The organism is Paenibacillus sp. USHLN196, from assembly GCF_037144955.1.
In the GTDB taxonomy this organism is placed as follows: domain Bacteria; phylum Bacillota; class Bacilli; order Paenibacillales; family Paenibacillaceae; genus Paenibacillus; species Paenibacillus xylanexedens_C.
The window spans coordinates 280,609-302,782 of the sequence record NZ_JBBCYH010000007.1 but is presented as its reverse complement, the minus strand read 5'-3'; the positions used below and the strand labels follow the sequence as shown (position 1 = coordinate 302,782).

Below are 22,174 nucleotides of genomic sequence, written 5' to 3'. Positions count from 1 at the left end.
GCTGTACTTTATCACTACGCGTGCAGAATAACCTTCCGATCGCTGTTACCCCCAGATTTCTTGAACTCCCTTTAATAAGGGGGAAATCTGTTGGTAAAGGCGAACGCTCCGCTTCTTCAGGTTATTTCTGCCCTCTCCGTTGTCGTATAGCTTTAAGTTCAAAGGCTAGTAAACGGCTAGTTCCGGTGGAAGGGTAGGCAATTTGAGAAAGTGTTTCAGCCAGTTAACTGAAGGAGGTGATGTTTTGGATTGGGGACGGGCGAAAAATGTGTTGATCTATGCCTTTCTGCTGCTCAATCTGGTGCTGGGATACCAGATCTGGATGGATGCGAGGGAGACAGCCGGAGCCAATCTGGACTTCACCTCACTGGCAGATAACACACAGCAGGCGATGGAAGAGAAGGGCATTCAGGTACTGGCTCCGATTCCGAATGAAACGCCGAAGCTGCCAAAGTTGTCTTATGAGTTCATTGAAGAGGACAAGGCTGGCGTTGATATGGAGTTGGAACAGCCTGTAGATAGCAAGTTGATCTTCTCGCAGAGCGAGCTGGAAGATGCGTTGCAGGGTGAGATTCCACAGATCGGGACATACCGGCTGGATCAGCTGATGGCCGAGGATGGAGCTTTTGTGCTTCACCCACTGGTGGATGGCAAATGGCCGCTCTTCAATGTGAGTCTGGAGCTATTCTACAGCGACCAGAAAATAACGGGTTACCGTCAGACTCCGGTGCGGATTACGACCGCAGAGGAGAGCGATCAGCAGGTACTTCCGGCGTCGAAGGCGCTGGGAACGCTGATCGAGAACTTTTTGCCAAATGATGCGATTGTCAAAGATATTCAGCTGGGCTATTACGGCCAGTTGTTCAATTCAGATATACAGGTAGCGATGCCGGCATGGCGGTTCGTGCTGGAAAGTGGCGAAGTGTTGTACGTGCAGGGCATCAGTGGGGATGTATTCAGTCCCAAGACAGACAAACCAGGGGAGTAATGCGTTATGGGGATATATTTTACCGTGTTATCCAGCGGTTCGACAGGCAATGCCACAGTCATACAGCATGGGGGCACTTCTCTCATGATTGACGCCGGCCTTAGTGCGAAGCGATTGGATGCACTGTTTCAGGAAAGGGAGATTTCTGGGGCAGAACTGGACGGAATTCTGGTTACACATGAACATTCTGATCACATTAAAGGACTAGGCGCGATGTCTCGGAAATATAATTTACCAATCTATGCGAATCTGAATACGTGGGCGGCACTGGAGAAGTCGGTTGGGGCGATTCCAGAGGAAAACCGGAGGGTATTTGAGACAGGTGAAAAGCATGATTTTGGGTCACTGCGTGTGGAATCCTTTGGGATCTCGCATGATGCGGCGGAGCCGGTAGGTTATACGTTCGATGACGGCAGTGAGAAGCTGTCTGTTGCAACCGATCTGGGGTACATGAGCGACAAGGTGCGCGATGCAATCGCAGATTCTGACGTACTGGTGCTGGAGGCAAATCATGATGTCGAATTGCTGCGTATGGGGCGTTATCCATGGAACACCAAGCGCCGGATTTTGAGCGACATCGGGCATTTGTCGAACGAAGCAGCAGGCGCAGCGCTTAGTGAACTGATGAACGGACGCATCAAGCGCACGTATCTGGCACATCTCAGCCGAGATCATAATATGATGGACTTGGCGAAAATGTCGGTACGTGACGCGATGGAGAGTCGGGGTTGTTTCTATCGGGATCACGAGTTCAAACTCTGTGATACGTATTACGACCGTCCTACGCCATGGGATAGGGTGGGTGAGCCATAAAGCTGTCGAGTTCGGCGGCTTTGCGCTCGACTTCCTCGCGGGTCAGGATGCCTTTATCAATAAGTAGTTCAATAATGGTACTGAGGGCAAGGGTATTACGATAGTGTTCTTCCTTGAGATCGGCCAGCTTGGCCGCCATATGAACTTCATCCATGGCTGTGAGTGTACGCGTGCGATCCATGTATATATCCTCCTCTATGAAGCTTCGAATTGTCTTTTACTATTATTGTAGTCAGGCTGGGTGGAAAACATTCCTCTTTTTGCCGCTATAATTTGCGTGATAAGGCGTGTATGCTGAACCTGTGACCATGCAGGGGTGAAAAAGTTTCTTCAAAATGGCCAAAAACGGCGCTTAGCGAACCTGATTTTGTGGTGATAGATACTATGGACCTTTATTGTTAAGCGCGTTATAGCGGAAATTTGCGTTAATTTTCATAATTATGCAACTTTTTGAGATTTGTCGTGTTTAGTATATGAGGAGCATTGTGATTTTGGCTGTTTTGCGTGTGAAATGGCATGTCATAGGATGCGAGAGCATGATTGATAGAGTCACTGACAGAATGGAGTGTCCGTTCTGTTGTACATAGACGCTGTATCTTGATTTGATGCCGGGATGCGGCGATATGCAAGACCATTTTATAAAATTGCAAAAAAGCATGGGAAAACGAGAGGTTATTTACGGTACGCACGTAACGAAAGACACAGAACGAGGCTGGAGAAGCGTAGCGTTCGCCTTTATGAACAAATTTTACCTAGGAAAAAGAAATAAAAAAATTTGTGAGTAACAGCGATCGAAAGCTCGGCTGTGGCTGGAGTGAGGTAACGTAAGAACACCATCGCTGAACCATGCGACAACTTAGGCGGCAGTCAGGGTCTTGATGCGTGACAACGAAGGGGAGAGGATCACGATGGGATTGTTTGGAGACGATTTTTATTCAACCAAAGTATCAAGACGCGCCGAACCTGAACAGAAAGGCAAACTTCAGATCATCCGCCCTGGAGGCAGAGCACGTGGACGTGACCGCTGGAGCAATCCGCGCAGATCGCGTACGGGAATCAGTTCCACAGTGAAAGTTGCTGTGATCAGCTCGGTGATCAGCTCCATCGTGACCGTTACGCTGTTTAGCTTCATCACACAGCCCACATCGTTACCGCTGGCGAATGCTACAGGCAACGGTGGTGGAGGCAGTGCGCAGGCCACACAGGCAGCTGATCCATACGACCGGATTATCCAGGCGGCAGCCCAAGTTCGTCCTTCCGTGGTGAGCATTGTGAACCATAAAACGGGTAGCAGTCTATCGATGGAAGATTCGGCGCTGGGCTCAGGGGTCATTTTTAAGAAGGAAGATGGCAAGGCTTATATCATGACCAACCACCACGTCGTGGAGGGCGCGAGTGATCTGGAGATTGTGACCGTAGATGGGGAGACACATAAAGCGAAGCTGGTTGGTAAAGACCGGGTAAGTGACATTGCGGTACTATCCGCAGAAGATAAAGGGCTGGGAGCAGTCGCGGAGATTGGCGATTCCAGCAAACTTCAGCGCGGTCAAACGGTGCTGGCGATCGGAAATCCGCTCGGTTTGGGCGGTACGCTGACATCCGGTATTGTCAGTTACACCGATCGTATTCTGCCGGTATCGATTAATCAGGATGGGGTGTACGACTGGGAGCAAAACGTGATCCAGACGGATGCGGCGATTAATGAAGGCAATAGTGGCGGAGCGTTAGTTGATTTGAACGGCAAGGTGGTCGGTATCAACACGATGAAGATCTCGGATACGGGCGTTGAAGGTCTCGGCTTCGCCATTCCGATGAACGAAGTGATGAGAACGGTCGATTCTCTGCTTTTGAACGGCAAAGTATCTCGTCCTTACCTCGGGGTGTACACGGTGGATCTGAGCAACCCTTATGCACCACTGGATGACGAGCAGCGTAAGGATCTGAAGTTGCCATCTCACGTGGACAGCGGCGTGGTTGTGCTGGAAGCATCCGGTCCCGCGTCCGAAGCCGGCATGAAGCTGAATGATGTCATTACGGAATTTGACGGGCAAAAAATTACCTCCACGCTCGATCTGCGGAAATATCTGTACGATGAGAAGAAGATTGGAGATACGATTGAAGTGACCTTCTACCGGGACGGTAAAGCGGAGAAAGTATCGGTGAAGCTGACGGATAAGCCGGAATAAGGAAATTTCAAACGGAGCCTTTGCTGTTGTTTGGAGTGTAATAGGGCAATGCTAGAGGAGTGATCAGATATCTGACCACTCTTTTTTAGTTATTGGTTCAGCATTATGCATAATGTTTGTTTGTATAAGGTGAAGCAGGCGTAATTACATAAGTCAGGACATCGAATTAACACTGGCTGTACTAGGGAGTGGACGTGTTCGTTCGACAGTAAATGAGTAGATCAACCATTTATATCTCCTCATGATCAGTTAGACCCGGAGCCAAAGGAGCAGATACATAAGACTCGGGCTGTGGTAAACTGTTGTCAATATGTTGGAGACGGTCACTAATACAAATAACATCTGTTTGTCGATCACATTTTTTATTTCAGAATGGAAGGGGTATTTCTAATGAAACGATTAAGGAAAAAGGTGCTTGGGGGAACGAGCCTGGCGCTGTCCCTGTTTATGCTGTCTGCCTGTGGATCCGAGGTAGCTACAACAACAGGAGCATCTGTAGATACAAGTGCTTTGCAGGAGAAGATTGCTGGCCTGGAGAAAAAACTGGTGGAACAGGGAGCCAAGAGCAGTGAGCAGGAACAAAAGATCGCAGAGCTTGAGGCCAAGTTGAATGAGCTGAGTACGAATGTGATTGCCGTAGGTGAGACCGGTGGTCAAACGCCTGCAGCCTCGGGAAACAATGGATCTGCCGGGAAAGGCGACGGGGTGCTGATTACATTTGCCCAGTATGAGAAGCTTGAGGTTGGTATGTCGGTGGAAGATGTTATCGAGATCCTTGGTGGCGAAGGTGAAGCGCTGAGTGAAGCGGAGAATATGGTGGTGTACAACTATAAAGGTACAGCTGGCAATGGTGCCAATGCTGTTATTGCTTTTCAAGGTGGCAAGCTGTTGACGAAAGCTCAGTCGGGATTGAATTAAAGAGCGTGGGTTAAGGGGCATTCTTTTCGTGGTACCGTGGAGGTATCCGGAAGGGATGTTTTTTGTTGTTTATTTTTGCCGCATGGAGAGGTTTGGTGGAGGTTGGGCACGATAAATTAGGGCTGGGGGTTTCTTTTCGGTGGCAGGTGTGATAGAACTGAGAAGTGGCTATCCTGTAATGGGATACGCGGTTGTGAATCGGGAACATAGCTGGTTACAGAAAGGATGCTTAACGGATGTACGTTGTATGCAAAGAACACGTGGACATTGCCATCGACATGTTTGTCGATGAGTATGAGGACGCTCCAGATATCGTTGATCTGAAGGAGACGGAATTTGCCGACTGGGACCCGCCTGCGAAATGTGCCGAGTGCGAACAGCACGCGGAATTCCTCGTCGTTTAGCGTACTGTAGGACTTAGATGGCCGGAGGCGTGACTATAGGTGGCGCTTCTGGCTGACTTTCCATCCGGTATGAACATCACAGCAAGAAGCCAAGGAGAGCGTGATGAGCGCTCTTTTTGTGTTTGTGGGGGAATTGGCGTGGTTAGTAGGCTGTGTGGAGTTGGGCGAGGCTTGTAGGGGGCTGACGGTGGAGTAGGGGAGAGTAGGAGAAGATTAAGGTAGATAGGTGCCGAGTTTTGAGTTGGGAGTGAGCTAGGTTGTAGTAAAGTTGCAAGTTGTAGGTAATAGAAATGGAAGCCGCTGGGGCATGGGAAAGTGAATTTGGGTGACGGCGATGTGGCAGGGACGTGGGTGTGGACCGTCCGAGTAGCTCTAACGAACCGGAGAACCCTTATTCGGGGCAAACACCGCCTGGTTGAAATCTAACGAATCGTAGACACGTTATATTACTGAAAAGGTCTCAAAAGTGGTTGGGAACGCTCGCTTTGACTGAGATAGCGTGTTTCAGATTCGTTAGATTTTAAAGTAGCCGAAATGGAGCTGATTAAGGTGTGTGGAGTTCGTTAGAATTTGGAGAAATGTGTAGTATAGGTAATACAGTTGGAACGAACGATGCGATGAAGCATCTTACTTATAGAATATCTCGCAAGACAATTTAGGAGGAATGGGTTTTATGTTTATTCAGATTATTGGCGTAGGCAAATTGAAGGAAAAATATTTGACGCTGGGCATTCAGGAATATGCCAAGCGGCTCGCCCCGTACATCAAGTTTCAGATGATCGAAGTCGCAGATGAAAAGGCGCCCGATACCCTGAGCGAAGCTGAGGTTCGGGCGGTAAAAGAGCGCGAGGGCGAACGCATCCTCGCGCATGTGAAGAGCGAGGCGCATGTTGTCGCGCTCGCATTGGATGGCCAGCTCTGGAGTTCTGAGGAGCTGGCAATGGAGATCGACAAGCTCGGCACGTATGGGACGAGCCATGTCGTGTTTGTCATCGGAGGAAGCCATGGGCTCTCCGATGAGGTATTGCGCCGTGCGAAGCAGCGCTTGAGCTTCGGGCGCATGACCCTGCCGCATCAGCTTATGCGGCTGGTATTGGTGGAGCAGATTTATCGCGCGGTGAAGATTAATCGGAATGAACCTTACCACAAGTAGGGCGAAATATTTTGTCTTAGTCGCTTATAGGGTAAGGAAAGTCACCCTGAGGAAATGCCATTGCTTAGGTGATATCAAACGATAAGAATTATTAGAGCGATACTATAATTGCAAATAGTAGAGGAGAGATGGTGTCATGGCAGACGTCAGTTTAGAGAGAGCGGAAATCAGTAGGACTTTCTAACTTTGTTGAATTTTATTAGGACTATTGGGCTCACTATCAGAAGTCCGAGCATTTGAGGAAAGTGGACAAAAACAACAGCTGGGAAGTAGAAGTGCTAAAGGCAACCATTGAGTCAGATCATTTTAGTATTACAAGTGAAATAAGGAACAAGGCAAATCCGCTTTTAGATGGACGGTCCAGAGCAATAATAATGCTCAACTTCTGCTTGAGTTGAGGGGATTTCTCGTAAACAGAGAAAGCCCCTTCAGCCATTTATGTCTTTTAGGTGTTCGGCGAACAGATCGTGGTCCATTTGATCCATCTTGTATAGAGAAGGATACTTTCAATTTCCCTCCTCCAACTTGGTAATTCGGGACTTCACACTGGACAGCTCGTCTTGAAGTAGTTTGATACGTCCGGCCTTACATACGTTTACGCTTTTTACTATTGTCCTCAGAAGGGTTGGCTTAGCGAGAACATTCTGAATCCTGTCTGTTACTGCCTTTTCTGCTTCCAACTTACGGATGCTATTGGCGTGACAGACGGAGCTTCCCTTGCTACGGGAGCAAGCTTCCACAGGAGTACATACGAGTCACCTTGGTGGTACCATCCTTCATCTTGTTGACTGTGCGATTGGCGACTCATAGCAGAACCGCGCTCGGGACAGCGGATGAGTCCGGTTAGCAGGTATTGTCCCTCGAACCGTTTTTTTCGGCACGGAACTTTTCCTTTTCCGCTGACAATTCTCCTGTCTGCGTACTCCCAAGTATTTTTTATTGTAAAGAGCACAGTAGTTTCGCAGGGTATCCAACTGAGCGCCGATGGAGCAACCATACTCTGCTTGCTCCTCGGTACTGACCCTAGCATAAATGGCGACATTTGTTAGCTTATCCATGGTGGTCGTTCGTACAGTAACTTCTCCTGAAAGATAAATCAGATATCATTAGATGCAATTACTTTCTTTATGTTATTTAAGGCCTATGGAAATTTGAGTTGAAAAATTTTGAGCGCGGATAGTTACTCTCTCCGGGGAGTTAGGTACCTTGGTTGGATGCAGGTAAAAATTCAGCGTTACTACTGTTCACGCTGAATTTTTGGCAGTTGAATCTCAAATACTGTTTTTTCAAAGGGAGCACTCGTTAAGGAAATTGACCCATTATGGAGAGAGGTGATTTCCTTGACAATCGAAAGTCCAATGCCGAGTCCTTCGCCTTTTCTGCTGCCATCGATACGGTAGAAACGTTCAAAAACATGCTTTTGATCCTGTAAAGAGATGCCGCGTCCTTTATCGATAACCATCATGAGTATGGTATCAACCTTTTCCGAAAGTCCGATTTCAAGATAATGACCTTCTGATCCGTAGCGAATCGCGTTGTCCAATAGGTTTCGCAGCGCACGTTCGATTAGGGAGGTATCAATCCAGGATTGGATATCCTCATCAGGGATATTTACTTCAACAGTGAAGTTCTGTCCCTCAAGAAACATCAGGTAGTCTGCAGCAATTTTTCGCATCATTTCAGATACATTATGCACTTCAACATGAAGCTTTAAATTCCCCTCATCGTGGCGAGTAATATCTAACAATTGATCTAAAAGCTTATCGATGTAACGAGAGCGCTGTAGCAGAACTTTGGCACTCGCTTGTAGCTCCTTCTCATCCTTATACAATCCAGCACGAATCGTTTCTGCGTAGCCTAAAATCATCGTTAGAGGGGTGCGTAGATCATGGGAAAGATTAGACAGTAACAGATTTCGTCTGGTGTCAAATTGCTTGATTTGTTCGCCTTGATTTTGAATACGGCGTGCCATGGTATTATAATGCGCAGTGAGCAGGCTAATTTCATCCTTTTTCGTGTCCTCTAGTACAGTAATTTCACTTTGGAGGTTAAGCTGTCCTATAGCCTGATTAAGCTTACTAATTCGTTTATTCATGGAAGAGAAAAAACCTAGAGATAGCAGATAGGGAATTAATAAAGCAACAATTAACGGTAGCAGAAAAGTAGACATGGCTTTAAAAGTTCGCATGAAGAAGTAAATTTGCCCATTTTTCATGTCGTGGCTGGATAAGCTCATCAATAGATAATAGGGTTGATCCTCATGGCTAATAGAGTAAGTAAGCGTAATCGGTTCATCGACCCCCCATAGGTTCTGAGGCATATTGAGCATTCGATTTGCAAGCTGCCCGAAATCATAGGTATTCTTTTCTCCGAAGGTATCATAAATCGTCAATCCATCTGCTGAAATCCATTCATAACGAATATTAGGGTGGTTTCTATGAGCATTATCCAGTATTTGCGTTATGTCTTGGATACGAAAATCTTGACGCATTGCAATCGGATCAAGGACTTCTTGTGAGATGGCGTTCAGGCTGTTCAGATTATAACCCTTATCTCCTATTTTGCCCATAATGAGGCTAAGAGAAGCAAACACAAGAATACTAACGTTTGCACTAATGAGCATAAGTAGCCAAAGCTTTGTTCGACTTTTCATTGTCCATCACCTGAGAATCTATAACCAACTCCACGTATGCTGTGAAGGTAATGAGAGGGGGTCCCCGTGGGTTCAAGAATGCTTCGAATTCTGCTTATAAAAACACTTAAATTGTTTGCATCAAAGTTCTCATGGTTCCACACCTGCTTATAAATCTCCCTTTTAGTTAAAATACGGTCTGGATTTTGCATGAACATTTCTAGAAGTCGGCATTCTACCGGAGTTAAAGGAAATGAATTTCCATCATTTTGCAAAACATAATTATCTACATCTAGTACTAATTTATTTAAACGTAGAAGCTTAGCAGTATAAGAAGAAGGTCGATGTCTTCTTAACTGTGCTTGCACGCGAGCAACCAATTCCACTGGGCTAAAAGGCTTAGTGACGTAATCATCTGCACCTAATCCGAGCGTCAAGATTTTGTCTTGCACTTCTCTTCTTGCACTCAGGGCAATTACCAACGATTCAGCCTTTGCTTCCCGTAAATACTGTAGCACCTCAAACCCGTTGCCATCATCCATCATGAGGTCCAGTATCAATAATTCGATCGTATACTTACTGAATAATTGTATCGCTTGTCGTCCTGAACTGGCTTCAATGACTTGCAGTTCTACTTTTTCTAAATGCATCCGAATGAGCTGACGAATTTCGGGTTCATCATCTACAATTAAAATGTGATTAATGGTGGATCATTCCTCCTTTGTAAGTGACATGAAACCAATCTTGGTGATGATCAAATGATAACAATAATAAATGGAGAAATATATATTGTATAACATTCATTAAGAATTCATTAAGAAAAGTACATTTGTGTTTTGATAAGATGAGAAAGAATGATGTTGATGAGGAGGATTGGTTATGTTTAAACGCGTGGTATTAAGCTCCATGGTATTGGCCTTATGTTTGTCTGCAACACCAGTTCAAGCAGCAGAAGCAGAAGCAGAAGCAGAAGCAGAAGCAGAAGTTATTCAATCTCTTTATGTTTCTTATTTTGAACGGCCGACGGATGCCAATGCTTTTATCGATCTAAAAGATTTAGATGCGGCAACAAAGGCGAAGTTCGATGCGATGATTTCAGCAGGTATCTTCCAAGGTGTCTCCGATAACATTTTCGGATTGAAAGAAGAGATGAATCGGGCCCAATTCGCCAAGGTTGCGGCGCTTGTTTTTAACCTGAATGTTGACACTACTCCAAGGGAATCGTCGTTCAGTGACGTAAAAGTAGACAATCCTACGCTGCCTTATATTGAGGCGATCCAAGCGGCGGGAATAACGAGTGGTATGGGTAATGGAGAGTTCAACCCAGAGGGCTTAGTGAATAAGGAGCAATTGGCCACATTCCTAGTTCGAGGATTAGGTATGGAGGAGAAAGTTGAATCGTCTTCAATTGTTGGAGTCTCCAATTGGGCTGCTGGATATGTCCAGAAGGCGCTCGATCTAGGCTTGCTAGAGAACGCTCCGGACGGTACATTCGACGGTAAGGAGGAGGCGAGTCGCGGGCTGCTTGTTACTGGAGGCTTCGAAACAGCTAGAACGTTCGAAAAGACCAAACCTCTTGAAGTGTCTGGAGCAGACTTCGCAGCGGGAAACACGCTACATCTGACTCTGACAGTGGGGATCGATGTTGACTCTATCGACCTGTCTAAGATTACGATCAACAGCGTTGCGCTGAATCCGAAGTTGGACAGCTTTGCTCTGTCTGAAGACAAGAAAATGATTATTATCAAGCTGCATGATGGCTTCCAGTTAGATATGTCCAAGACACCAGTCATCGCCGTTAACGGCCTGAAGACACAATTCGGTAATGATGTGAAAAACGGTGAAAGTAAAAAGATCCCGGTTACGTTGACCGAACCTCCAGTCAAGTTAACACCAACACCGGGGCCAACAAATTCAAATCAAGGAACGGACCCAACACCGGGGCCAACAAATCCAAATCAAGGAACGGACCCAACGCCGGGGCCAACAAATCCAAATCAAGGAACGGACCCAACGCCGGGGCCAACAAATCCAAATCAAGGAACGGACCCAACACCGGGGCCAACAAATCCAAATCAAGGAACGGACCCAACACCAGGGCCAACAAATCCAAATCAAAGCTAAGATTCCATGCAGGGAACGAATACAAATTCATGTCCCAAAGGGGCACTCAGGCTCAGGTAGGTGCTCTTTTTTTCGCTTTTGGAGTGATAAAATGAACCGTATCACAAGTAGTAGTAATATTATAAAATAAAATACTTTGAGAGATCGAAGGATGAACATAGACATAATGAAATTATCATTATGATCACTGCATTTCGCTCCACCCTATAAATCCACTACCCTATGAGGTTGTGGTTTTTTGCTTTTTGAGTCTTCTAGCTATTGTTAAAAGCTATGACCAGCCATGCTTTTTTCATATAACAAGCATTCCTTTCGACCATGCTATACTCATTAGAATAAAAAGTTAGAAGGAGAAATAACTATGATACCTTTTCGTAATGATCATGTAGGCAGCTTTCTACGTCCTGCAAACTTAAGTCAGGCACGTGAACAATATAAATCAGGCAACATCACATATGAAAAATTAAGAGCTGTGGAAGATAAAGAGATTATTCGAATCATTGAAAAGCAGAAGGAAAATGGCGTATTGGCAGTTACGGATGGTGAATTCCGCAGAAGCTGGTGGCATTTTGATTTTCTGGGTGGCTTGGATGGCGTAGAGTTGTATGAGCAAATAGACGGCCCGAAATTCCATAACATGCAGACTCGCAAGGGTGGGATTCGTGTTGTTGGTAAAGTTGATTTCTCGAGTCATCCCTTTGTTAAGGATTTTGAGTTTTTGAAAAAGCATGCAGGTGACGCAGTGGCGAAACAGACGATTCCAAGTCCCAACATGCTTCTATATCGATTGGAAAATGGCGCCAATATCTATACCGACCGGGAGCAATTCCTTCAGGATACGATTGCGGCATATCAAAAAGCCATTCAAGCTTTCTATGATGCGGGTTGTCGATATCTGCAATTAGATGATACCGCTTGGGCAGACCTATTCTCAGAAGCTGGTCACGATAAGCTGCGTGCCAAAGGTCTGGAACCGGCAGAAGAGTTGAAAACGATGCAGAGAATGATTAACGAAACTTTGGCTCATAAACCGGCAGATCTAGTTGTGACGATGCATATATGTCGTGGTAACTATAAATCGAACTATTTCTCAACGGGTGGTTATGATTACGCTTCTGAAGTTATCTTTGGAGGCTTAAACGTAGATGGATTATTTTTAGAATTTGATGATGAGCGCTCAGGTGGTTTCGAGCCATTAAAGTATGTGAATCGAAAAGATTTGAAAATCGTGCTTGGTTTACTCACATCGAAAACAGGCGAGTTAGAGGATAAAGAACACATTAAAGCTCGGATTGCAGAGGCGGCAACCTATGTACCACTTGAGCAACTTTGTTTGAGCCCACAATGTGGTTTTTCTTCTACAGAAGAAGGCAATATTTTAACGGAAGAACAACAATGGCGTAAACTTCGTTACGTTAAGGAAATTGCAGAAGAAGTTTGGAATTAATCCATTTAAATAACGGAGGGGATGTAAAATGACAATCCAAGCAGACCAAGAGACAATTATAGTTGAAGCGTTCATTAATGGTCAGAATGTAAAATCCCTTTCGCAGGTAACAAAAGAGAATCCGACAAACCCCGCTGAGATCGTAGGCTATTTCCCTGTCACTACGAAAGAACAAGCGGTTGAAGCGATTGAAGCAGCGGCCGGAGCTTTTAAAACATGGAAGCAGACCTCCCTTGATGAACGCATTATGATGATGCGCAAGGCGATCGAGAAGATTAGAGCAGCTGAGAATGAAATTGTACATTTGCTGTCTAGAGAGCATGGCAAGCCCCTGTATGATGCACACGGTGAAATTTATGTTTCGTTAATGTGGATGGAATTTGCTTGTAATGAAGCCAAATCGGCTCTACAGGAAGAGATCAAAGAGCATGAGAATGGTAAAACGATTCTTTCCTACGATCCAATTGGTGTGGTAGCAGCGATTAGTCCATGGAACTATCCTATTGCTTTATCTACAATTAAGATCGCTCCTGCCTTACTTGCGGGCAATACAATTGTGCTTAAACCCAGTCCATTTGCGCCGCTGGCGGCAGCGAAGGTGGCAGAGATTATTGCGAGTGAGTTCCCGGCTGGTGTAATCAATGTCGTTCATGGTGATGCGGATGTGGGCGTTGAACTGACTACGAATCCTCATGTTACGAAGATCGCCTTTACAGGTGGAACCGCGACTGCTAAGCATATTATCAAATCAGCTTCGGAAACGATTAAGGATATGACGCTTGAGCTTGGTGGTAATGATGCGGCGATCTTCTTGGAAAGCTTTGATGTTCATGATGAGCGAGCAATGCGCCGGATTGTCATTTCTAATTTTTTGACAACAGGACAGATCTGTATGATCGCCAAACGTGTGTATGTACACCGTTCTATTTATGATGAGTTTGTGGAAAAATATATAAAGGCGGCAAATCGCTGGATTCGAATTGGCGATCCATTTGATTCAAATACGACAATAGGTCCGGTTAATAATTTGAAGCAGAAAAATTACGTACTTGGATTGGTTGAAGATGCGCAAAATCGTGGGGCTAAGGTCATTCCTCTCGGCCAAATTCTGGATCAGAAACTGTTTGACCAAGGTTACTACCTACAACCTACGCTTGTTTTAGGTTGCGATGTTCATGATCCGATTGTAGTGGAGGAACAGTTTGGTCCTACGGTTCCGATCCTTCCATTTGACGATGAAGAGCAGGTTATTCATCTACACAATGAAAGCATATATGGATTGACGAGTTCTGTGTGGGGGAAAGAAGAGGATGCCATCTCCGTCGCACGTCAACTCGAAGCTGGAACGACAATGATCAATACAGCTGCTGTGCAGGGTCTCGACGTTCGGTTCCCTTTCGGTGGGGTTAAGCAATCTGGTATTGGCCGTGAATACGGCGCCGAAGGCATCCGCACGTATACAGAAAAACATGTCATCAACGTTCCGAAGACACTGGATCTTCCTTATATACCAGAGTAAATCTTATAGCACACAACTTTCACATCGTACGAGGAATGTACATGTAAAGTTGAATGTAGGCTCTAACTTTGCGCTTTGTTTACTGATCTTTAAGAATCAGTAGGCAGGGCGTTTTTTTGTCAGATAAGTTTGACCGCAGCAACTTTTTAGAAAAAATTAACTCATATCTGATGGAGGTGACGCTGAAAAAATAAAGAAGCCACTCCATTGATGGAGTGGCTTGATACTCAGCTATTACGGTGAACGGCGGCTATTTTCTACCTAGTGTCTCCCAAATTCCATGGAGCCAGGAATCGAAATCAGTATCCTTGTCGCCCTCGTAAGTATCATAAATATCCAGACGTGTCTTTTGCAGTTTTTCCTTGAATTGCTCGAATGTGTGACCTTCAGGAAGGCTTTTTTTAATCCGTAACAAAATTTTGTTAGTACCTTTAAACAGCTCACCTTTGTTTTTGGCAGGCATTTGTACATCTTCATCCAACTGCTTCAGCTTGAAATATGCGGCTTCGCGCACTTGAAACACTTGATCGTTTTTCAAAACATGCTGCAGCAATTTAATGGTAGGAGCTGTATTCCAGTTCCCCAATTCGTTCACCGCATTCAGTCTTTCTCTCCAGCTCGACGTCCGGTTAGCCGCTCGTTTGAGCTCTTCAAAGTTCTCCGGTAGTTCGTTAACTGCTCCAATATCATGGTTGTTCGTCAAAATTCAATCTCCTTAATCATCGCCATCTCGGCAGAATGATGAATGTTATTTATGTGATCACTATTATAGCACGAACCTGACTAAACTACTCCTATGAAGCCGATTGGTTAGCCTTTTCCTTAATGAAGTCCACCATATACACCCAACCAATCAGTCCGCATAAAACAAAACCAAACGCATGCAAAGATCCATAAATGGGAATAAAATCGAGTATGGTTAAGGAGTACATATTTTTCAGTAACGGATAGAAGATGGAAATGACAACAACCGTGTAAAAGGCTAGACAAGAAAGGCCTAAGAAGAAGGCTGCCTTAATATCCAAAGCATTTTTCCTCAAGTAAGCTAGGAGATAAGCGGTGTAAACCACAATATTACAAGCGAACAAAGTGACACCAATGTATTCAATTGGCTTGGAGAAAATCATACCAATAGCAATCAATATGGGTCCGATGATATCGATGGCAACAACCCAGGGATACCAGCTTTTCTTCGTCATGATGCGTCCCAGTGCACCAATAAAAATTGGAACGATCGCAGATGAGAAATGAAAGTGGAGCGAGCTTAACGCGTGCGTTGCAGGATTAGCTTGGAAGAGGGTCAATTGATATTGATATAAGGTAAACCAAATGCCCCCGATAAAAAAATAAACGAGCCCCGCACCAATCGCTATTTCCGCTGCCTTTCCTTTAGAGATCACAATCGTGGTCAAGCCATAGATGCCAATCAGCAGTGTGAACAGTAGCCACCCAAGGGACAGAATCCCTGGGATTGCCGTACTTTCTAACCCCCACATCTTACTACTCATTACCGAGGCCAGGGTAAGAAGCGCAGCGGGAAATTGAAGCCATTTCATAGCAGCATAAATCATTCGTTGATGTTTATTCTTTTCGTCATGGTTTAAAAGTAAAATCACAAGAGGTACAATGACAAAAGCCGCAAAAAGTAGAAATTTTTCAACAAGTTCGAATTGGAAGTAATCAAGGGAAAATATAAGAATGGTTATAATTCCACCAGGAAACACTGTTAAAAATAATGATTTCATTCGTTGCTTCAAGGAACTTTTCATGTGGTTTCCTTTCTAACTACGTTTATCGTAATAACTGCCTGTATCCAGTTGTGTTGCATTCTTTAGTATAGATCGGCAATTCTTCTTTTAGTAGTCTAACACATTTATTTGTCAATATATGGAAATACAGTGCTTTAATAAAGGAGCTGTGGTATCAAATGAATAAGAATGAAAGTACAGAAATGAAACGTTCTTCACTAGCAGAAAATATCCTATCACAGATCAATAGTAAAACGAAGCTAGGCGACTTACGAAAAATCGCGAAGGACATTAAAAAAGATCACGAACTTGCTATGGAACTTTGGTCGACCGAAGCGTTTTTGCCCAGACTATTAGCTATTTTAATTATGGATAAAAAACTTCTTTCACAAGAATTGCTTAATAGGTTTGATAAGGATATGCAGACTCACACTTTTGATGAGCGAAATAACTTAATGGATTGGTTAATGGCTAATCAGCTTACCAAAGACAAGAAGACCATTGCATTGATGGAGTCATGGGAAAACAGCCCTTCTGCTCTTCAAAGGCGAGCTTTTTGGTATTATCAAGCGCGATTGAGATGGACTGGACAAACGCCTCCTGATAACACCGAAGACTTACTATCTGCAATTGAAGCTAATATTACGCAGGAAGAGCCGGAAGTTCAGTGGGCTATGAATTTCATTGCAGGCTGGATAGGCATTTATGATCAAAAGTATCGTTCGCGTTGTATTAAACTTGGTGAGAATACAGGTCTTTATAAGGGTGAAATGGTATCAAAGGGTTGTACTCCTAATTATTTGCCAGAGTTCATTGCAATTGAAGTTAACAAACGAAATAAGAATTAGTTGCCCCTGAAATATTCATTAGTACCTGATGTGAAAATAAGAATTCGAAGCCTCAATATAGAAAAGGGATCTGGAAGTAAGCTTCCAGATCCTTTTTGCTTGAAGGGCAATTATAACCGTAATTCATTGGTTCTGAAGTATAATACTTATTTCAAGAATCTCAATTAGGTTGAATTCTACAAGGGCGCGCTTTGACCGTTGTTTTTTTGCTCATAATTTTTCTTTACAGGAATTTCGAAGCTCCAGTCTCCAGTGAGCAGATCCTGCTGATCCGGGCCATTGGACAGAACTAACTGATTTACGTTGACCTTCAGCAGGAACTGGTCAGGAGGTGGCGAATTCTCGATAAAATAAAAATGGAGGGTACCATTTTTGGCAAACACTACTCCTGAATCTGTGGCGATGCCGGGAACTATCTTTATCGTTGAAGGGTCCAACATAAAAGTCGGTTTGACCGATTGTTTCGCCCACTGCGTCTCCAATATCTGGTTAGAATGTTTCATGGAGTATTGGATAATTAGGTCATGTCCGTCGTAACGGTAGCTATGAATAAGCAATGTATAGTCTTTGTCTGTTTTACCGGTGATTAGAACCAATTCGTCCTTCCCGGTTGTTGGCATCAACGTTGAATCTTCTTTTTCAGAGAAGATGGAAGGTAACTTCACCACGAGATTAGAGGTAAATGAATTCTTCATACTGAATAGTACCACCGCGCAGACGAGCAACAAGATCATGGGTACAGCAGCTATCCTGGAGAGAGACAGGTGTCGAAGCCAAGGAAATATTCTTTGTTTTGGTACAAGGTCTTGTTCCGGAAGCACGGTCGGTATCCGATTGATTTCGTTTTGGGCTTCTTCCGTAACAGCCACTTGCGTCTGATTGGGTCCGAACATGGATAACCGTGTTTCAAACCAGGTTGCCTTTTTGCTGCTGTGCGCAGTGATGCCTCCTCCGTGTACCTCGACAATACTTTTTGTTATGGCGAGACCGAGACCTGTACCTCCGGTCTGCTTCGACCTAGAGCTGTCTACCCGGTAGAAACGATCGAAAATAAAAGGTAAATCCCGCTCGGGAATAGGGACTCCATAGTTTTGAATCCGTACAACTAACATATCTCCATCTTGTGCAATATCGATATCGATATATTTGCCTGTACGCCCGTATTGGATGGCATTGGCGAGTATATTCTCGTATGCCCGTACCAACAATGCTCCGTCCGCTTGAATGTTGAAGTCTCCTTCTTGAACATTCAGCCTGATTTCCATGCCTGCACTCTCGGTAATTGGCACGAATTCTTCGGCAAGCTGGCCAATTAACCCGGTCATATTAAGCTCGCTGAGTTCCAGGGGCATGCCATTGTTGACCCGTGTGTATTCGAATAGTTCGTCGATCAATCGTCGAAGCGCCAAAGATTTCTCATATGCAATATTGACGTAATAGCGCATCTCCACCTCATCCTGATACCGATCCTTCTCGATGACTTCGAGAAAACCGAGGATCGAGGTCAGTGGAGTTCGCAGGTCATGAGATACACCGGTGATCAGATCGTTTTTAGTCTTTTCCGCCTTGCGTTCCTCCGCAATCGAATGCTTCAACTGCATACTCATCCGGTTGATGCTGAGCGCTACCTCTCCCAGTTGATGATCGGCAATTTCGGGGATTTGATGGTCGAACTGCCCGTTCGCAATCTCCCCCAGACCACGTGTGATTTCCGCGAGATAATGATCCCATTCACTACTCAATTGATTCATATTCTCCGCAATGACGCTTAACTCATCCTTGCCCTTAACCCTTACAACCTGCCCGAACCGCCCTGCCGATATTTCCTGCAATCCGGTGTTAATTTCACGTAAATCCCGAACCAAACGGAGACTGGCAAGGAAGAAAGTAATGGGGAATAGAACGATACCGGTTATGATCATCACGCGAACGGACCCGGCATACTCAATGAGCCAATTGATCGGAACAGCCACGTATTCAATGTTCTGCAGCGCTCCCGCCATGACATACCCCAAAAAAATAGCTGTGCCTGTCAAAACCAGGCTTGCAACCATGATCAGCATTAATCTCCACCGAATCGTATACAGCCACTGTGGTTGGATCCTACTCACCCCTTGCTTTTAAATCGCTTTCGATTTTGTATCCGATCCCCCACACGGTTTTAATGATCCGTGGTTCACGTGGATTGGATTCTATCTTCTCACGGAGCTTACGGATATGAACCATGACACTATTCTTCGACTCCATAAAAGGCTCATTCCATACTTCTTCGTAGATACGGTCCATACTCAGCACCATCCCTCTATTAACAGCCAGCATGTGAAGGAGCGCGAACTCGCGGGGAGTCAATTTGATTTCCTGCTGATCGACCGTTACCGTGTGGGATGCATTATTAATCACGACGTTTTCGATATGTATTTCGTTCGCATTGCCCGAAAGGGAGTTGAACTGGTTCATTCTTCGAAGTTGCGACTTAATCCGTGCGATTAGCTCGAGCGGGTTGAACGGTTTGGTTACGTAGTCGTCAGCGCCGATACTAAGGCCTGATATTTTATCGATATCTTGGCTTTTAGCGGACAGCATAATGATGGGAATCGGATTCGTCTCTCGTATTTTCATACACGCTTGCAAACCGTCCATCTTGGGCATCATTAGATCCAGTACAATTAGATCCACTTGCTTGGTCTGCAGAATCTTCAGCGCCTCCATTCCATTCGACGCTTGCAGCAACTTGTAACCTTCGTTATTGAAATAAATACTCATTAATTGGATAATTTCCGCTTCATCATCCACCATTAAAATTGTGCTTTCCGCCATAGATCCTCCCTATTCCAGCATCTTCCTTCAATTGAAGAGCATCACGATAATTATAAGCGATATTTCTTATGCATTGAATAACATCAGGACGATTTAAGGAAATGATAAGAAGTTCGGTAGTTAGATGATAAGCTTTCACTTCTATACTGAGTACAACACAAGCGAATCATCGTTTGAACAATACATGAGTGGAGGTTTTATTTTTGAAGCATAAGGTATTACAGAAGGCCATGCTTGTTAGCCTTAGTGTTATGTTAATCGGTATGTCAACAGTTTTTAGCACAGGCAAGCAAGTTTCGGCAAATTCGGATAACGAGGCAGATTCGGCACGTACTTTAAAAGTATTGTACTGGAACGAAGATGATTTCAACATGACATATGGAGATCTGTTTAGTCAGAAGTACCCGAATGTAAATATCGAAGTAGTTACACCTGGAGGTATGGAAGCGATTAGGGATTACAACGGGGCAATCAATAAGTATTCGCCCGATCTTGTGATGCTCCCCCCTTACCAATACCAACAAATGTCTAAAGAGAAAAAGCTGGTCGATTTAGAACCTTTAATTAAGCGAGATACGTATGATACGACAACGTTATACCCCGGCTTGCTTGATGAATTGAAGAAACAAGGCGGTGGCAAACTTTATGGGTTAAGCCCAAAAGCGGATTCCTACGCTCTTCTGTATAATGCTGATTTATTTAAAAAGTACAATGTTAAAACTCCAACGGATGGGATGACATGGGAAGAGATATTGAATCTTGCTAAGAAATTCCCTACCAAGGGAGATAAGAACTCCCGAATTTGGGGCTTAAGCACCACTGGATCAAGCAATTTGGTAATGGAAATCGCCAGAACAGAAGGATTAACGTACATGGATTCAAACACCCTTAAGGCTACTGCAAATACAGCTGCGTGGAAAAATGCTTATCGTCTGTCGAGCGAGGCAACGAAGTCCGGAGTACTTGACGAGATGATCAGTCTGTCCGGCAAAAGTTACTTGGAAAGCAGCTCGTTCATTATGGGACGATCAGCTATGAAAGTAGCCTCTATTAGTCAGTTACAGTCCCTGCAAGCAGCCAAAAAAGGTGTGAAGAATTACAAACCTTTCACGCTTGGTATTGCTGCCGGCCCTGCCGCTAAGGACCGAAAGTCAACAGGGAACCTGTATATTAATGAGATATTTGCGATTCCAGCAGGCGCATCTCATGTAGATGCCGCGTGGGATTTCATCAAATATTTCAATGGAGATGACTACGCTAATGAATACTATAAACCCAAGAACTCGAACAATAGTATCGGTGCTCCTCTATCTCGCATGATTAAGGAGTACTCCGGGTACAAGTTGGATGCATTCTATAAATTAAGACCTAATCTGGATTCATCGATAACAAGTTATGTTCTCATGAACAAGTCGCCAAATTTTGAATTGAGATTTCGGTCAATTGTATTGAAAGAACTGACACAGGTAGTAAACGGGAAGAAAACATTAGACAAAGCAACTGCTGCTATTCAATCCAACACTCAAGCCGTTGCTGATAAATTGAAGAAAGCTCAGACGGCAAAGTAATAGAATCTTAGAGTTATGATATTTCCCCGAAATATAGAGATCGGGATAGTCCATACGACTTTATGTATAGAGGTCAGCCATTTGTACTTGGTTGGCCTCTTTTTGTTAAGTGGTGAGTCTATTAGCTTCCTTGTATAAACAAAAAAGAGCCGCACAGCATGCGGCTCTTCATTTTTTTAGCGTCCACCCGTATTGGAAGCCCAGACAGGAATCCAACTATTTGGATAATTGCTGTTAGTCAAGGTTGTGTTATAGAGAACTAGATTCCCATCACTTTGCATGACCAGTGTGTCACCCGTTGTGTTAGCCGGCAAGCTGCTTCCGTGATGGCCTGGAATCCATGAGGCGGTATTGGCAGACCATACGCCTTGCAGTATAGAAGTATCAATCACCCAAACTTTATCATACCCCCAGCCCGTGTAATATTCGAATTTACCTGTGGCAGGGTTGAATCCATAGCGATAACCATATTGGTATACATCTTTATATGATCCGCCATACGAATAGATTACTGGCTTTCCTACGGATTCAAACTTGAACGCAACAGCCCCACTATTACTAGTACCGCTACTCCATAGAGAAGAACCATTCTGATAGATGACAAAATTCCCATCATTCTGCCAAATGGCTGAAAATCTGCCATCTTGAGAGGTGAGATAATCACCCTTCGCCATGCTTTGACCGATCGTAAGCTTATCTCCAAGATAGCCGGCAGAAGCCGTCGCTGGTACGGCAAATGCTAAAATCAACAAGCAAGCCAAAAGAACCCGAAAAGATTTGGGGAAAAGTCGTTTATTCATTGGACACACTCCTACATTTCATATAATGGTTTTACATAGATAAGTATATTATTTCTGTTGTTATGTGATACATTGTTGCATTCAGTTAGGCATGGTGAAGGATAGGTCAACATTGCCCCCATCGGTGGAAAAGAGGAATTAGAAGCCTCAATGGTCTCAGGACCACCTCCTTAAATGGATAGTGTGATGCTTTGAAATGATGTAGTGAG

Annotated in this window: 19 protein-coding genes and 2 pseudogenes; 11 read left to right on the top strand and 10 right to left on the bottom strand. The window is 44.5% G+C overall.

Going from position 1 to position 22,174, the window contains the following annotated elements; translation table 11 throughout:
- Positions 1–244: 244 nt before the first annotated feature.
- Complete coding sequence (gene yycI, locus WFI24_RS19155) at positions 245–988, top strand: two-component system regulatory protein YycI (RefSeq protein WP_145150815.1); 744 nt, start codon at positions 245–247, stop codon at positions 986–988.
- Positions 989–994: 6 nt separating this feature from the next.
- Positions 995–1,801 carry an MBL fold metallo-hydrolase gene (locus WFI24_RS19150; protein ID WP_145324957.1) on the top strand — a complete coding sequence of 269 codons (807 nt, stop codon included), beginning with the start codon at positions 995–997 and terminating at the stop codon, positions 1,799–1,801.
- Here WFI24_RS19150 and WFI24_RS19145 read toward each other — a convergent pair.
- Positions 1,770–1,982 carry a hypothetical protein gene (locus tag WFI24_RS19145; protein ID WP_036611899.1) on the bottom strand — a complete coding sequence of 71 codons (213 nt, stop codon included), beginning with the start codon at positions 1,980–1,982 and terminating at the stop codon, positions 1,770–1,772. The genes WFI24_RS19150 and WFI24_RS19145 overlap by 32 nt on opposite strands.
- 727 nt (positions 1,983–2,709) lie before the next feature.
- Between WFI24_RS19145 and WFI24_RS19140 the strand changes: the two genes are divergently transcribed.
- The 4 genes from WFI24_RS19140 (at position 2,710) to rlmH (ending at position 6,462) form a co-directional block, all read left to right on the top strand.
- Complete coding sequence (locus WFI24_RS19140) at positions 2,710–3,987, top strand: S1C family serine protease (RefSeq protein WP_145324956.1); 1,278 nt, start codon at positions 2,710–2,712, stop codon at positions 3,985–3,987.
- A gap of 390 nt (positions 3,988–4,377) precedes the next feature.
- On the top strand, positions 4,378–4,905 hold the full coding sequence (locus WFI24_RS19135; protein WP_336763337.1) for a hypothetical protein: 528 nt from the start codon (positions 4,378–4,380) through the stop codon (positions 4,903–4,905).
- A 236-nt stretch (positions 4,906–5,141) separates the two neighbouring features.
- Positions 5,142–5,309: a CxxH/CxxC protein gene (locus WFI24_RS19130; protein ID WP_017691462.1), complete on the top strand. Its 168-nt coding sequence runs from the start codon at positions 5,142–5,144 to the stop codon at positions 5,307–5,309.
- 673 nt (positions 5,310–5,982) lie between these two features.
- Complete coding sequence (gene rlmH / locus WFI24_RS19125) at positions 5,983–6,462, top strand: 23S rRNA (pseudouridine(1915)-N(3))-methyltransferase RlmH (protein ID WP_105406444.1); 480 nt, start codon at positions 5,983–5,985, stop codon at positions 6,460–6,462.
- A gap of 1,237 nt (positions 6,463–7,699) precedes the next feature.
- On the opposite strand, the gene WFI24_RS19120 is transcribed toward rlmH, so the two are convergent.
- The 4 genes and pseudogenes from WFI24_RS19120 to WFI24_RS34535 form a co-directional block, all read right to left on the bottom strand.
- Positions 7,700–9,115 (bottom strand): sensor histidine kinase, encoded by a 1,416-nt coding sequence (locus WFI24_RS19120; RefSeq protein ID WP_336763329.1) that lies wholly within the window; start codon positions 9,113–9,115, stop codon positions 7,700–7,702.
- Positions 9,112–9,462, bottom strand: coding sequence for a winged helix-turn-helix domain-containing protein (locus tag WFI24_RS34545; RefSeq protein ID WP_442956241.1), 351 nt, complete (start codon positions 9,460–9,462; stop codon positions 9,112–9,114). The genes WFI24_RS19120 and WFI24_RS34545 overlap by 4 nt, the downstream gene beginning before the upstream one ends.
- Positions 9,435–9,540: pseudogene (locus WFI24_RS34540) on the bottom strand (DNA-binding response regulator); the annotation flags it as partial. The pseudogene WFI24_RS34540 and the gene WFI24_RS34545, both read right to left, overlap by 28 nt.
- Positions 9,517–9,744: pseudogene (locus WFI24_RS34535) on the bottom strand (response regulator); the annotation flags it as partial. The pseudogenes WFI24_RS34535 and WFI24_RS34540, both read right to left, overlap by 24 nt.
- Before the next feature lie 229 nt (positions 9,745–9,973).
- Between WFI24_RS34535 and WFI24_RS19110 the strand changes: the two are divergent.
- The 3 genes from WFI24_RS19110 (at position 9,974) to WFI24_RS19100 (ending at position 14,184) form a co-directional block, all read left to right on the top strand.
- The gene (locus WFI24_RS19110; RefSeq protein ID WP_336763328.1) at positions 9,974–11,218 is read left to right on the top strand and encodes an S-layer homology domain-containing protein; all 1,245 of its coding nucleotides are present in this window, start codon (positions 9,974–9,976) and stop codon (positions 11,216–11,218) included.
- A 361-nt stretch (positions 11,219–11,579) separates the two neighbouring features.
- Positions 11,580–12,665 (top strand): 5-methyltetrahydropteroyltriglutamate--homocysteine S-methyltransferase, encoded by a 1,086-nt coding sequence (locus tag WFI24_RS19105; protein ID WP_336763327.1) that lies wholly within the window; start codon positions 11,580–11,582, stop codon positions 12,663–12,665.
- Positions 12,666–12,693: 28 nt separating this feature from the next.
- Positions 12,694–14,184 (top strand): aldehyde dehydrogenase family protein, encoded by a 1,491-nt coding sequence (locus WFI24_RS19100; protein ID WP_336763326.1) that lies wholly within the window; start codon positions 12,694–12,696, stop codon positions 14,182–14,184.
- A 250-nt stretch (positions 14,185–14,434) separates the two neighbouring features.
- Here WFI24_RS19100 and WFI24_RS19095 read toward each other — a convergent pair whose 3' ends face one another.
- Together WFI24_RS19095 and WFI24_RS19090 are read right to left on the bottom strand one after the other, a co-directional pair.
- Positions 14,435–14,887, bottom strand: coding sequence for a HEAT repeat domain-containing protein (locus WFI24_RS19095; protein ID WP_336763324.1), 453 nt, complete (start codon positions 14,885–14,887; stop codon positions 14,435–14,437).
- A gap of 91 nt (positions 14,888–14,978) precedes the next feature.
- A complete protein-coding gene (locus WFI24_RS19090; RefSeq protein ID WP_336763322.1) occupies positions 14,979–15,953 on the bottom strand; it encodes a YndJ family transporter in 975 nt (324 codons plus the stop codon).
- Between the two features lie 158 nt (positions 15,954–16,111).
- Between WFI24_RS19090 and WFI24_RS19085 the strand changes: the two genes are divergently transcribed.
- Positions 16,112–16,780, top strand: coding sequence for a DNA alkylation repair protein (locus WFI24_RS19085; protein WP_336763321.1), 669 nt, complete (start codon positions 16,112–16,114; stop codon positions 16,778–16,780).
- Between the two features lie 176 nt (positions 16,781–16,956).
- Here WFI24_RS19085 and WFI24_RS19080 read toward each other — a convergent pair whose 3' ends face one another.
- Together WFI24_RS19080 and WFI24_RS19075 are read right to left on the bottom strand one after the other, a co-directional pair.
- Positions 16,957–18,843 carry a sensor histidine kinase gene (locus tag WFI24_RS19080; RefSeq protein WP_336763320.1) on the bottom strand — a complete coding sequence of 629 codons (1,887 nt, stop codon included), beginning with the start codon at positions 18,841–18,843 and terminating at the stop codon, positions 16,957–16,959.
- A gap of 40 nt (positions 18,844–18,883) precedes the next feature.
- Complete coding sequence (locus WFI24_RS19075) at positions 18,884–19,597, bottom strand: response regulator transcription factor (protein WP_336763319.1); 714 nt, start codon at positions 19,595–19,597, stop codon at positions 18,884–18,886.
- 203 nt (positions 19,598–19,800) lie between these two features.
- On the opposite strand from WFI24_RS19075, the gene WFI24_RS19070 reads away from it, so the two are divergent.
- Positions 19,801–21,165 carry an ABC transporter substrate-binding protein gene (locus tag WFI24_RS19070; protein WP_336763317.1) on the top strand — a complete coding sequence of 455 codons (1,365 nt, stop codon included), beginning with the start codon at positions 19,801–19,803 and terminating at the stop codon, positions 21,163–21,165.
- 176 nt (positions 21,166–21,341) lie between these two features.
- Here the strand turns inward: WFI24_RS19070 and WFI24_RS19065 are convergent, their stop codons facing one another.
- Complete coding sequence (locus WFI24_RS19065; RefSeq protein ID WP_336763316.1) at positions 21,342–21,965, bottom strand: hypothetical protein; 624 nt, start codon at positions 21,963–21,965, stop codon at positions 21,342–21,344.
- Between the last annotated feature and the right edge of the window lie 209 nt (positions 21,966–22,174).